The 12738-nt window shown below is 59.4% G+C and carries 12 protein-coding genes; 5 read left to right on the top strand and 7 right to left on the bottom strand.

Annotation, left to right across the window (positions count from 1 at the left end; all coding sequences use genetic code 11):
- Positions 1-41 precede the first annotated feature (41 nt).
- From ACGKZZ_RS03935 to ACGKZZ_RS03925, 3 genes are all read left to right on the top strand, one after another.
- Positions 42-2357: a DNA topoisomerase IV subunit A gene (locus ACGKZZ_RS03935; protein ID WP_411222132.1), complete on the top strand. Its 2316-nt coding sequence runs from the start codon at positions 42-44 to the stop codon at positions 2355-2357.
- Positions 2358-2599: 242 nt separating this feature from the next.
- Positions 2600-3358 (top strand): electron transfer flavoprotein subunit beta/FixA family protein, encoded by a 759-nt coding sequence (locus ACGKZZ_RS03930; RefSeq protein ID WP_411222131.1) that lies wholly within the window; start codon positions 2600-2602, stop codon positions 3356-3358.
- On the top strand, positions 3359-4288 hold the full coding sequence (locus ACGKZZ_RS03925) for an electron transfer flavoprotein subunit alpha/FixB family protein (protein ID WP_411222130.1): 930 nt from the start codon (positions 3359-3361) through the stop codon (positions 4286-4288). It abuts the gene before it with no gap.
- A 50-nt stretch (positions 4289-4338) separates the two neighbouring features.
- Here the strand turns inward: ACGKZZ_RS03925 and ACGKZZ_RS03920 are convergent, their stop codons facing one another.
- Positions 4339-5157, bottom strand: a complete 819-nt coding sequence (locus ACGKZZ_RS03920; RefSeq protein ID WP_411222129.1) for a DUF6473 family protein — start codon at positions 5155-5157, stop codon at positions 4339-4341.
- 150 nt (positions 5158-5307) lie between these two features.
- Here ACGKZZ_RS03920 and ACGKZZ_RS03915 point away from each other — a divergent pair, with 150 nt between their 5' ends.
- Positions 5308-6183, top strand: a complete 876-nt coding sequence (locus ACGKZZ_RS03915) for a 3-hydroxybutyryl-CoA dehydrogenase (protein WP_411222128.1) — start codon at positions 5308-5310, stop codon at positions 6181-6183.
- Between the two features lie 44 nt (positions 6184-6227).
- On the opposite strand, the gene ACGKZZ_RS03910 is transcribed toward ACGKZZ_RS03915, so the two are convergent.
- From ACGKZZ_RS03910 to ACGKZZ_RS03885, 6 genes are read right to left on the bottom strand one after another with little or no spacing between them, the layout of a single operon-like run.
- Positions 6228-6506 carry an HPr family phosphocarrier protein gene (locus ACGKZZ_RS03910; protein ID WP_411222127.1) on the bottom strand — a complete coding sequence of 93 codons (279 nt, stop codon included), beginning with the start codon at positions 6504-6506 and terminating at the stop codon, positions 6228-6230.
- A gap of 25 nt (positions 6507-6531) precedes the next feature.
- Complete coding sequence (locus ACGKZZ_RS03905) at positions 6532-6933, bottom strand: PTS sugar transporter subunit IIA (protein WP_411222126.1); 402 nt, start codon at positions 6931-6933, stop codon at positions 6532-6534.
- Complete coding sequence (gene rapZ, locus ACGKZZ_RS03900; RefSeq protein WP_411222125.1) at positions 6930-7853, bottom strand: RNase adapter RapZ; 924 nt, start codon at positions 7851-7853, stop codon at positions 6930-6932. Before rapZ ends, ACGKZZ_RS03905 begins: the two co-directional genes overlap by 4 nt.
- 17 nt (positions 7854-7870) lie before the next feature.
- Positions 7871-8311: an HPr kinase/phosphorylase gene (locus tag ACGKZZ_RS03895; RefSeq protein ID WP_411222124.1), complete on the bottom strand. Its 441-nt coding sequence runs from the start codon at positions 8309-8311 to the stop codon at positions 7871-7873.
- 6 nt (positions 8312-8317) lie between these two features.
- Positions 8318-10033: an ATP-binding protein gene (locus ACGKZZ_RS03890; RefSeq protein ID WP_411222123.1), complete on the bottom strand. Its 1716-nt coding sequence runs from the start codon at positions 10031-10033 to the stop codon at positions 8318-8320.
- Positions 10034-10035: 2 nt separating this feature from the next.
- Entirely contained in the window at positions 10036-10740 is a 705-nt protein-coding gene (locus ACGKZZ_RS03885) for a response regulator transcription factor (RefSeq protein WP_411222122.1), read from the bottom strand.
- Between the two features lie 342 nt (positions 10741-11082).
- On the opposite strand from ACGKZZ_RS03885, the gene ACGKZZ_RS03880 reads away from it, so the two are divergent.
- Complete coding sequence (locus tag ACGKZZ_RS03880) at positions 11083-12681, top strand: phosphoenolpyruvate carboxykinase (protein WP_411222121.1); 1599 nt, start codon at positions 11083-11085, stop codon at positions 12679-12681.
- Positions 12682-12738 lie beyond the last annotated feature (57 nt).

Below are 12738 nucleotides of genomic sequence, written 5' to 3'. Positions count from 1 at the left end.
ATTGCTTTACGGCCTCACGGGGCGTGAGTATCACATCATCTATGGCTGATCCCGTCGATGACCCCAAGATGACCCCCCGTGACGTCGCCGAACCGCTTCGGCGCGCGATCGGCGAGCGCTATCTGACCTATGCGCTGTCGACGATCATGCACCGGGCGTTGCCCGACGCACGCGACGGGCTCAAACCTGTGCATCGCCGTATCCTCTATGCAATGCGCGAATTGCGGTTAAGTTCCACTGGCGGCTTTAGAAAATCGGCCAAGATCAGCGGCGATGTGATGGGCAACTATCACCCCCACGGGGATGCTGCGATCTATGATGCGATGGCGCGGCTGGCGCAGGATTTTGCCGTGCGCTATCCGCTGGTCGACGGTCAGGGCAATTTCGGCAATATCGACGGCGACAATCCGGCCGCCGCGCGCTACACCGAAGCGCGACTGACGTCGGTTGCCGAGGCTCTTCTTGATGGGCTGAACGAGAACGCGGTCGATTACCGCGACAATTACGACGGCACGCTGCAAGAACCTGTTGTTCTGCCTGCCCAGTTTCCGAACCTTCTGGCCAACGGGTCAAGCGGGATCGCCGTGGGAATGGCAACCAACATTCCACCGCACAACATTGCCGAATTGATCGACGCCTGCCTGCATCTGATCAAGGTGCCCGATGCGCGCGACGAGACGCTGCTGAATTATGTCCCCGGACCGGACTTTCCCACCGGCGGCGTGATCGTGGAAGACCGCGATAGTATCGCACAGGCCTACCGCACCGGGCGCGGGTCGATCCGCTTGCGCAGCCGCTGGGAGATTGAGGATCTGGGTCGCGGCCAATGGCAGATCATCGTCACCGAGATTCCCTACCAGGTGCAGAAATCCAAGCTGGTCGAGCGGCTGGCTGAACTGATCCAGACCAAGAAGGTGCCGATCCTCGGAGATATCCGCGATGAATCCGCCGATGACATCCGCATGGTGCTTGAGCCTCGGTCAAAGAACGTCGATCCTGACGTGTTGATGAACATGCTGTTCCGCAACTCCGATCTGGAGACGCGGTTTTCGTTGAACATGAACGTGTTGATCGACGGGCTGACGCCCAAAGTGTGCAGCATGAAAGAAGTGCTGCGCGCGTTTCTTGATTTCCGCCGAGAGGTTCTCGTTCGGCGCAGCCAGCACCGGATGGACAAGATCGACCACCGGCTCGAAGTGCTGGAAGGGCTGATCGTCGCGTTCCTGAACCTCGATCGCGTGATCGACATCATCCGCTATGACGAAGACCCCAAGGCCGCGCTGATGCGCGAGGATTGGGGGCGAGATCATGTGCGGGCGATGGACGAAAAGGATTATATCGGTCCGCCGATGGTGTCCGGCGATGACGAGCTTGGACTGACCGAGGTCCAGACCGAAGCGATCCTGAACATGCGTTTGCGCTCCTTGCGCAAGCTGGAAGAGATGGAATTGGTTGCCGAACGTGATCGCCTGATGGCCGAACGCGCGGGACTGGAAGATTTGCTCGACAGCGGCGAATTGCAGTGGAACGCGATCGCCGACCAGCTGAAAGAGGTCAAAAAGACCTTTGGCAAGAATTTTGCCGGTGGCGCGCGACGGACCAGCTTTGCCGAAGCCGGCGTGGTCGAAGATGTGCCGATCGAAGCCATGATCGAGCGTGAGCCAATCACCGTTGTGTGCTCCCAGATGGGCTGGATCAGGGCGATGACCGGTCATATCGACCTGACCCGCGAGTTGAAATTCAAGGACGGCGACGGGCCGCGCTTTATCTTCCATGCCGAAACCACCGACCGGCTGCTGGTGTTTGGCAGCAATGGACGCTTCTACACCTTGTCGGCAGCCAATCTGCCGGGCGGGCGTGGCATGGGCGAGCCGTTGCGCCTGATCGTGGATCTGCCCAACGAGGCCCGAATTGTCGATCTGTTCATTCACAAGCCCGTCCGCAAACTGATGGTCGCCTCAAGCGCCGGAGACGGCTTTGTCGTGTCCGAAGCCGAAGTGGTGGCGCAGACGCGGGCTGGCAAACAAGTGTTGAACGTGCGCGGCGACGTGACAGCCAAGCTGTGCAAAGCCGTTGACGGCGATGCGGTGGCGGTTGTCGGGGAAAACCGCAAGGTGCTTGTGTTTCCGCTCGCCGAATTGCCCGAGATGGCGCGCGGCAAGGGTGTACGATTGCAGAAATACAAGGACGGCGGGTTGTCGGATGCAACGACCTTCACCTTGGCCGAAGGCCTTTCCTGGCGCGATCCGGCTGGGCGAACACGGACCGAAACCGATCTGGACGAGTGGGCCGGAAAGCGCGCGAGCGCCGGGCGCATGGCACCGCGCGGGTTCCCGCGGGACAACACGTTCACCTGAATTATGGCTTCGCTCCTTGCGTCCTGACCGGTACCTCAGAGGCGTCGCGCAGATGCTGGAATGGCGGATGGCACTAGGCGTGCGACCTCTTGACGTGCCGCATTTTCGGAAAACGCCGCGTCTGTTGGCGCTAACGTGACCATTTTGCGCTGTTTCCCTTGGCTGCACTTGGGTAAGCCTTGGGCGGAACGAAACGTCAGAATCGCAGCCAACGCTGCGATCTTAACGAGAGGAACGCGCTTATGAAGGTCTTGGTGCCTGTCAAACGCGTGATTGACTATAACGTGAAGGTCCGCGTCAAGGCGGACGGATCCGGTGTCGATCTCGCCAATGTTAAAATGTCGATGAACCCGTTCGACGAAATCGCGGTGGAAGAGGCGATCCGCCTGAAAGAAGCCGGCAAGGCCGACGAGATCGTCGCCGTCAGCATCGGCGTCAAGCAAAGCCAGGAAACGCTGCGTACCGCCCTTGCGATGGGTGCCGACCGGGCGATCCTCGTGGTCGCCGCGGACGACGTGCATCAGGACATCGAACCGTTGGCCGTTGCCAAGATCCTTGCCGCCATCGTCAAGGAAGAAGAGCCGGGACTGGTCCTGTGCGGCAAGCAGGCGATCGACAACGACATGAACGCCACCGGACAGATGCTGTCGGCGCTCTTGGGATGGTCACAGGCGATGTATGCCAACCAGGTCGATATCGAGGGCGATCACGCAGTCGTGTCGCGCGAGGTGGATGGCGGCTTGCAGACGGTCAAGGTCGAGATGCCCACCATCATTTCGACCGACTTGCGATTGAACGAGCCGCGCTATGCGTCGCTGCCCAACATCATGAAGGCCAAGAAAAAGCCGATGGATGAAAAGACCGCCGCCGATTACGGCGTAGATGTGGCACCACGCCTTGAAATCGTGAAAACCGCCGAACCCGAAGAGCGGGCGGCCGGTATCAAGGTGGGTTCGGTCGACGAGCTTGTCGCGAAACTCAAAGAAGCGGGGGCTGTGTAAATGGCTGTACTTCTGATTGCAGAGATCACCGACGGCGCGCTGGCAATGGATGCCACCGCCAAAACCGTCACAGCAGCGCAAGCCCTGGGCGATGTTGTCGTCCTCGCTGCCGGCGCCACAGCCAAGGCGGCTGCCGATGAGGCGGCGACCATTGAGGGCGTGTCCAAGGTGCTTCTGGCCGAGGATGACTTGTACGGCCATCGCCTGGCCGAGCCGGTAGCGGCGCTGATCGCATCGATCGCTGGCGACTACACCCACATCGTCGCACCCGCCACGACGGATGCCAAGAACATCCTGCCGCGCGTTGCCGCGCTGTTGGACGTGATGATCCTGACGGACGTGACCAAAGTGGTCGACGCCGACACGTTCGAGCGCCCGATTTACGCGGGCAATGCGATCCAGACGGTGAAATCGGCCGATGACAAAAAGGTCATCACCTTCCGCACGTCAACCTTCGACGTCGCCCCAACAGGTGGCTCTGCCTCGGTCGAGTCGATTGCGACCGGCGACAATCCGGGCCTGAGCGAATGGGTCGAAGACAAGGTGGCCGAAAGCGATCGCCCTGAACTAACCTCGGCTGGCGTGGTTGTCTCGGGTGGCCGTGGTGTCGGGTCCGAAGAAGACTTTGCCATGATCGAAAAGCTGGCAGACGCCTTGGGCGCGGCGGTTGGCGCCTCGCGCGCGGCGGTTGATTCGGGCTTTGCTCCGAATGACTGGCAGGTTGGCCAGACCGGCAAGGTGGTCGCCCCTGATCTTTACATCGCTGTCGGCATCTCTGGTGCGATCCAACACCTTGCAGGAATGAAAGACAGCAAGATCATCGTCGCCATCAACAAGGACGAAGAAGCGCCGATCTTTCAGGTCGCCGACTACGGATTGGTGGCAGACCTGTTTACGGCCGTTCCGGAGCTGACCGAAAAACTCAGCTAGGCACAATTGCGAATGGCATGGAAACGGCGCGCCCTTGGGTGCGCCGTTTTCTATTGAACGAGCGGCGCAATCACCGGCAAAAGAGCTTCCATCGCCTGGCGATGCGCCGCCGGGCCGGGAAGACGCTCTGCGCAATGGGCCTCCAATTCGGCAAACACCATCTCCGAACGCCCTTCGCTCCAGTCGTCGACGACAACTTCGACCATTTCCCGGACATGCGGAGCAAGCGCATCGACGGTCGGCCGATCAAGAAAGATCTCGCCGTCCTCCACCGCAATATCCGCGGCGCTGAGCCGTTTCGGTGCGAACCACAACAGAACGATCTTGCCATTCAATTGGCCGATCAACTGTCGCATCCGCTGTTGCCACGCCTGTCGCGTCTCGCAAGCGATGCTTTCGAATCGATCTGGGCAGATCGCGCGCAGACGCGACAACAGGTGACGGGTAAAGTGAACTTCTGTGAAATCCATCTCGGGATACAGCGCCTTGAGCGATTCCGATGCTTTCAGAAACCTGTCATTGCGACGTGGATGCACGGTATAATATCGGTTCGACGTGTTGTGGCTCCCGGTCAACTGGATCACCGCAACGCGCGCATTGGCGGCCGTGGCCAGCGCACCCGGATCATTGAGATACGCGTCAATCCCGGCGTTTTCGACACCAAGGTTGACCACCCCCGATGTGAGTGTTGCCCCAAGCTGGGCCGGCCAGGGATGGCTCAGAAACCTGCCATATACCTCGCAGCCGCCAAGACAGGCGACATATGGCGAGCGCAGCGCACGGCGCGGCCCGCGAAACCACAACCGTGATCCATTATATCGACACGGCGCATAATCGATTGAACGATCGCGCATAGAGGAAACTGACATGTCCCCAACCCCTTTTATTTTCCCACGGATCAGACTGAGGTGATTCGGTTCCCAAAAAGCTAAAGCTAAATTTCGATCTATCCGCCGATCCAGCTTGCAGCGCCCCGCCTCACACGCCATTGTCGCCGCGCAACGGACGGAGCGAAAACAATGGCAGTCAACTCAATCGGAATCGTCGGTGCCGGCCAAATGGGCAACGGCATTGCCCATGTGATGGCTCTGGCCGGTTACGATGTGGTGTTGAACGATATCAGCGATGAAGCTCTGAATAAGGCGATCGAGTTGATCGAGCGCAACCTCGACCGTCAGGTCAGCCGCGAAAAGATCACTCAGGAAGAGCGCGATCAGGCAATGGCTCGGATCGTGATTTCAAAGGATCTGCCTCAGGTGGCGCAGACCGATCTTGTGATCGAAGCGGCAACAGAAGAAGAAACGATCAAGCAAAAGATCTTCGACAGCCTGCTTCCGCACCTGGCTGACAATACGATCCTGACCTCGAACACCTCCTCGATCTCGATCACCCGTCTGGCCAGCCGCACCGACAGGCCGGAAAAATTCATGGGGTTTCACTTCATGAACCCGGTGCCGGTGATGCAGCTGGTCGAATTGATCCGCGGCATCGCGACCGACAAACCCACCTACGAGACCTGCTTGGGCGTGGTCGAGAAGCTCGGCAAAACCGCAGCCTCCGCCGAGGATTTCCCGGCCTTCATCGTCAATCGTATCCTGATGCCGATGATCAACGAGGCCGTCTATACGCTGTACGAAGGCGTCGGCAACGTCAATTCGATCGATCAGTCAATGAAGTTGGGCGCGAACCACCCGATGGGGCCGCTGGAACTCGCAGACTTTATCGGGCTCGATACATGCCTTGCAATCATGAACGTACTGCACGATGGGCTTGCCGATACCAAATACCGCCCCTGCCCGTTGTTGACGAAATATGTCGAGGCAGGCTGGCTTGGCCGCAAAACAAAGCGCGGGTTTTACGACTATCGCGGCGAGACTCCGGTTCCGACGCGCTAGGCCGTCTCCTGACGACCGAACCGGCGCGCTGCGAAAAAACCTCTCTAGCGGCCCTCTCCGAAGAAATCCGCCACAAGCGCCTCGATCGCGGCCGCCAATGGCTCTGCGTCGGGGCCGTATGTCTGCACCTCGATCGTTGTGCCCTTTGAGGCCGCAAGCATCAACAGCCCCATGATGCTGTCACCCGGCGCGGTCGTTCCGTCGCGTCGCACCTCTGCCGTTGCATCAAAACCCTCGACCACCTCGACCAGCTTGGCAGATGCCCGCGCGTGCAAGCCTTTCTCGTTGACGATTTTCAATGTGCGCTGCGCCGTTTCGGACATGCGGACGGCCTCCCAAGCCTTGTGATCAGGCGCCCTGATCCAGCGTAATGTCTTGACTGTCAATGTATTTTCGACCCGCGTCCAATGCAGCACGCACGGCATCAGGCACGGATTTATCGCGGCTTTTCGCCAATTTGATTAATAACGGCAGGTTTGCACCGTAAACGATACGCCGATTTTCAGGATGGCATGCGCGCAGGCTGAGGTTCGACGGCGAACCGCCGAACATATCGGTCACGATGACGACACCTTCGCCCTTGTCGACCTGATCGGCGGCGTTGCAAATCTCGTTTTGCTTGGCGTCGCGATTGTGATCGGCATCAATCGACACGGCAACCATGCTCGGTTGGTGTCCGACCACATGCTCCACCGCAGCGAGATATTCCTGCGCCAACCCCCCGTGGGCGACGATCACGATCCCGATCACTCTAATGCCCTTCCACGTTCCGGCAACGACAGGCCGCCGGATGCCGCGAGTCCCCGACGCGACAATTCTTTATGTACAATTGACACCCGCCAGCCATCGTCCGCAAGGGCTGACGCAACGTGCTCGGTCATTACGACCGAACGGTGTTGCCCGCCGGTACAGCCGATTCCGACCGACAGATGCGTCTTGCCCTCCGCCTCAATCTCGGGAAGCAGAAACGCCAGCATTTCGGTGATCTGGCGGGCGAACGGCTCGGTGCGCGGGTCGCGCATCACGAAGTCGCGTACCTCGGGGTCCAGCCCGGTCCTGGCGCGCAAGGGCTCCTGCCAATGAGGGTTGCTGAGAAACCGGCAATCAAACACCATGTCGACACCGTGGGGAATGCCGCGCTTGTAGGAAAACGATTGCAGCGACACCGACAATTTCTGGATCGAACTGTCCGAAAACCATTGATGCAGCTCGCCCTTAAGATCGTGAGGAGAGAGATGAGATGTGTCGATGACGATATCGGCCCGGTCCTCAATCGGCTTGAGCAACGCGATTTCCCGGGCAATGCCCTCTTCCGGCGTGTCTTGCGGGGTCAGAGGATGGCGGCGGCGGGTTTCGGAATAGCGCCGCAACAGAACGTCGGGACGGCAATCAAGATAGAGCAGCGTCACCGTGCCATCGGCCCGTGCGACCAGATCGCGGTGCAGATCAAGCAGCAATGACAGAGAAAAATCACGGTTTCGCACGTCGATTCCCAGCGCGAGCGGATGACCAAGCGGTGCTCCGTCAAACAGGCGTGGAATCATCCGCAGCGGAATATTGTCTATCGATTCAAAGCCCAGATCCTCCAGAACATTGATCGCAGTTGCCCGCCCGGCACCCGACGGGCCAGTGACCAACACGATCCGGTTCTGGATGGTTTGGGGTTTCATGTGTCCTCGATCTGGCGCTACGGCTCGACATCGACGCGGCCTTTGCCTCTTAAATACTGCACGATTGCGGCGGCGAAATGCTGCGATGCAACATTGTGAAGTAGCGGAAAGGTTTTACTAAGATATGTGATGTTTCGTCGCGGCGGCATCCGCTCTGTCTCGACCTGATCCATATCGACGACAAGCGCGAGCTCCGCCGCCGGAACATGCTCACAATGCAGGATGCCGATACCGCGCGCCTCGATCATCCCGGCAATCGTGTCGGGGCAGTGCAACAGAACGCGATCTTGCACAATGTCGAGATTGACGTGGTCATCCGCGACAAGCACTGCCCCGCGCACCATCATCTCCAGTGCAAGCGCGGATTTTCCCGAGCCAGACTTTCCAGTGATTAGGACTGCGCGCGGCCCGACGGCAACGGCGCTGGCATGCAGGGTCAGTGGAGCGTCCGCAGTCACGCGGGATTACAGCGGCAGACCAACGACAAACCGGGCACCAAGCGGCTCGGACGTTGCATCGGCCTCGGTTGGGCGGATATTCTCGGCCCAGATCACGCCGCCATGGGCTTCGACGATCTGTTTCGAGATGGCGAGACCGAGACCGGAGTTGTTGCCGAAATCATCTTCCGGGCGCTGCGAGTAGAAGCGTTTGAAAATCTTGGTCAGCGCCTCGTCCGGAATCCCGGGGCCGGTATCCTCGACGACGATCAGGACCCGGTTTTCACGGCGGCGCGCCCAAAGGCGGATTGCATCGCCATCCTCGCAAAAGCTGATCGCGTTGGTGATAAGATTGACGAAAACTTGCGCCAGCCGCGCTTCCAGCCCATGCACCCGAATGGGATGATCCGGCAGATCGGTGATGAACTCGATGCCGCGCTTCTTTGCATCCTCGCCCAGAAATTGGGCCAGATTCCCCAGCATGTCCAACAGGTTGAATTCTGTTTCTTCTTCCTTGACCAATTCGCTGTCAAGGCGCGATGCGTTGGAGATGTCGCTCACCAGACGGTCAAGGCGACGCACGTCATGGTCGATCACGTCAAGCAGACGATCCACCTGATCAGGGCGGCGCGCGACCCTCAGGGTGCCCACTGCAGACCGCAGCGACGCAAGCGGGTTCTTGATCTCATGCGCAACATCAGCCGCAAATTGTTCGTTGGCATCAATTCGATCATAAAGTGCCGCGACCATGCCCCGCAATGCGCCGGACAGGCGGCCAATCTCGTCGGGTCGGGCGGTCAGATCGGGGATCCGGATGCGCCCCGACGCGACGTTGCGGCGATTGCGGTCCCGGCCGACTTCGGCGGCGTCGGCCAGGTTGGAAATGGGGTTCGAGATGGTCGATGCCAGCACCAGGCTCAGCCCGATGGAGACCAGTGTTGCAATGACGAACATCTGAAGCACATTTTCGCGTTCCATGCGCACAGCGGCGTCGATTTCCGGCGCAAAGCGCACCAGAGCGATGGTTCCCGCAACCCCGCTTTCCACCTCGATCGGGCTGAGCGCGGTAAAGATCGTGGCGCCACCCGGTCCTTCGCTGCGATCAACGCGCGTCTGGGTCGGGTCGGTTTCCTCGATCTGGCGGCGCAGGATGTCCTCCAGTGTCAACGGTCCGAAATCCGGTTCGCTGCGGAATACCGACGAGACACTGGTCCAGACCGTCAAAAGGAAGTCGGAAATCACCGTCGGCTTTTCGGCGCTGCTCAGCGGTGGGCTCATGCCATCCGAGCCGCCGATATCGCCCACGAGGAACCGCGCCGCGTCGAACACGAACACGCGTGCACCCGCCGGTACATCAATCTCGGCCAGGGTTTCGGCCACATCTATGCCCTCGCCCGTGCCCAGATTGACCGTCGTGCTGCCTTGCGCCCCTGCTTCGAACACGTCGGCAATCAGTTCCGCCTCGACCCGGACCGCCAGTGCCTTTTGCTCTGCCAGCGTATCGCGGGAGGAATTCAGAAACAGCACACCCGCGACCAGAAAGTTCAGGGCGACGAGGTTGAAGGTGATGATCTTGCGCGTCAGCGGCGACCGGTTGAGCGAGAAAAGTCCGCGCCGCTCCTGGCTGTCGCGGACTTCGGATTCAACGGTTCGGTCGGGCGCGATCCAATCGTCCCCGAGCACTACATCTGCATCTTTGCGCGACCCGGATTTCCCGATGCCCACACCCTCAACCAATGCCATTGTCACTCTTCGTTATAACGATAACCAATACCGTAAAGCGTCTCAATGGCCGAGAATTCGTCATCGACCGTGCGCATTTTCTTGCGCAAACGCTTGATATGGCTGTCTATCGTTCGGTCGTCTACATAGACCTGATCGTCATAGGCGACATCCATCAACTGATCCCGCGATTTGACGAAACCGGGGCGTTGCGCCAGCGCCTGAAGCAGCAGGAATTCGGTGACCGTCAAGGACACGTCGCGCCCCTTCCACGACACGGAGTGACGCAGCGGGTCCATCGTCAACTCGCCACGCACCATCAGTTTCGCCTCTTCAACCTCTCCGCCGGCGACATCGTTGGCGATGGTATCCTGACGGCGCAGAAGCGCGCGAATGCGTTCTACCAAAAGGCGTTGGGAGAACGGCTTCTTGACATAATCGTCGGCTCCCATGCGCAGGCCCAGAACTTCGTCAATCTCGTCATCCTTGGAGGTGAGAAAGATCACGGGCATCTTTGATTTCTGTCGCACACGCTGGAGCAGGTCCATGCCATCCATGCGAGGCATCTTGATATCAAAGACAGCCATATCCGGCATTTTCTTGTTGAACGCATCCAATGCGGCCTGTCCGTCATTGTAGGTCTCAACCTCGAAACCTTCGGCTTCAAGGGTGATCGCGACCGATGTCAGGATATTCCTGTCATCGTCCACCAGGGCGATTTTCGACATGAAGTGTGTTCCTTGTACTGCACTCAATTATGTTTTTTCTGCCATTATGCGTCCTTTTTTGCGGTGCGCCAATTCAATTCTGCGAATCACTTGCTCACCTCCTGCCTATTGAGGCCGAAAAGTCCTTACGGATGACTAATTTGCATCACAAGCATCAGCGAAGCGCTGCCGTGGTTGCGCTAAACCCGACCTGGTTGCGCTAACTGCGCGTTTGCGACCTGTTCAGTTTCAGAAGCCTCATGCTAAGACCCGGATACCTTCGACGCGCCGTCGCAGGTGGGCCGCCAGACACCGGCCCTCGACAATTCCGCCGCAGATTGCGCGGCTACAGGAGCTTGGCAGATGACATTTGGACGGGTGAACCCGGAATTCCGGCTTGAGGATCAGCGGATCAACGGGCTTGGCAATGTCTATTACAACCTCACGGAGCCCGCACTGATTCAGGCGGCTTTGGAACGCAAGGAAGGCACGCTGGGCAACGGCGGAGCGTTCCTTGTGACCACGGGAAAATTCACCGGCCGGTCCCCCAAGGACAAGCATGTCGTCAAGACCGAGAGCGTCGCCGATACGATCTGGTGGGACAACAATGGCGAAATGTCGCCCGAAGGGTTCGATGCGCTCTATAACGACATGCTGGAGCATATGAAGGGCCGCGAGTTCTTTGTGCAGGATCTGGTCGGCGGCGCCGATCCTAAACATGCCATCGACGTGCGTTTCATTCAGGAACTCGCGTGGCAGAACCTGTTTATCCGGCACCTCATGCGTCGTCCCGACCGCGAGGATCTCGACAGTTTCACCGCCGATTTCACGGTCATCAACTGCCCGTCCTTTCAGGCCGATCCCAAACGGCACAATTGCCGCTCCGAAACCGTGATCGCGATGAACTTCGACCGCAAGCTGATCCTGATCGGGGGCACCGAATACGCGGGCGAGAACAAGAAGGCCATCTTCTCGCTGCTGAATTACCTGCTGCCGGAAAAAGGCATCATGCCGATGCATTGCTCGGCCAACCATGCGGTCGGAAACCCCGTTGACACGGCGATCTTCTTTGGCCTGTCGGGCACCGGCAAGACCACGTTGTCCGCCGACCCGAACCGCACGCTGATCGGCGACGACGAACACGGCTGGTCGGATCGCGGCACCTTCAACTTCGAAGGTGGGTGCTATGCCAAGACGATCAATCTGTCCCCCGATGCCGAACCCGAGATCTACGCGACAACCCGCAAGTTCGGCACCGTGATCGAAAACATGGTGTTCGATCCTGAAACCTTCGAGCTTGATTTCGACGACGACAGCCTGACCGCCAACATGCGCAGCGCCTATCCGCTCGAATATATCTCCAACGCATCATCAACCGCGTTAGGTGGTCACCCCAAGAACATCATCATGCTGACATGCGATGCTTTCGGCGTCCTGCCTCCGATCGCGCGGCTGACGCCGGCGCAGGCGATGTATCACTTCCTGTCCGGCTTCACCTCCAAAGTCGCCGGCACCGAGCGCGGAGTGACCGAACCCGAGCCGACCTTCTCAACCTGCTTCGGCGCTCCCTTCATGCCGCGCCGGCCCGAGGTGTACGGCAACCTGCTGCGCGACAAGATCGCCAGCCACGGTGCGACCTGCTGGTTGGTCAACACCGGCTGGACCGGCGGCGCCTACGGCACCGGCCAGCGGATGCCGATCAAGGCAACCCGCGCCCTGCTCACGGCAGCGCTGGACGGAAGCCTTGCCGAGGTCGAGTTCCGCAAAGACCCGAATTTCGGCTTCGACGTGCCGGTCATGGTCGAGGGCGTGCCCGACATGCTTCTTGATCCGCGCCGCACCTGGAACGACAAAGAGGCCTATGACGAACAGGCCTCCAAACTGGTTCAGATGTTCGCGGAGAACTTTGCGCAATACGTGCCCTATATCGACGACGACGTGAAGGCCGCCGCCATCGGCTAACCCGCCGAACTGGAACGCTTTTTGATCCGGGCGCGTCGCTTGCGAGATGCCCGGATT

The organism is Marivita sp. S2033, assembly GCF_046592965.1.
GTDB lineage: Bacteria > Pseudomonadota > Alphaproteobacteria > Rhodobacterales > Rhodobacteraceae > Marivita.
The sequence above is the reverse complement of the archived record's forward strand: the minus strand, read 5'-3'. Positions and strand labels throughout refer to the sequence as shown.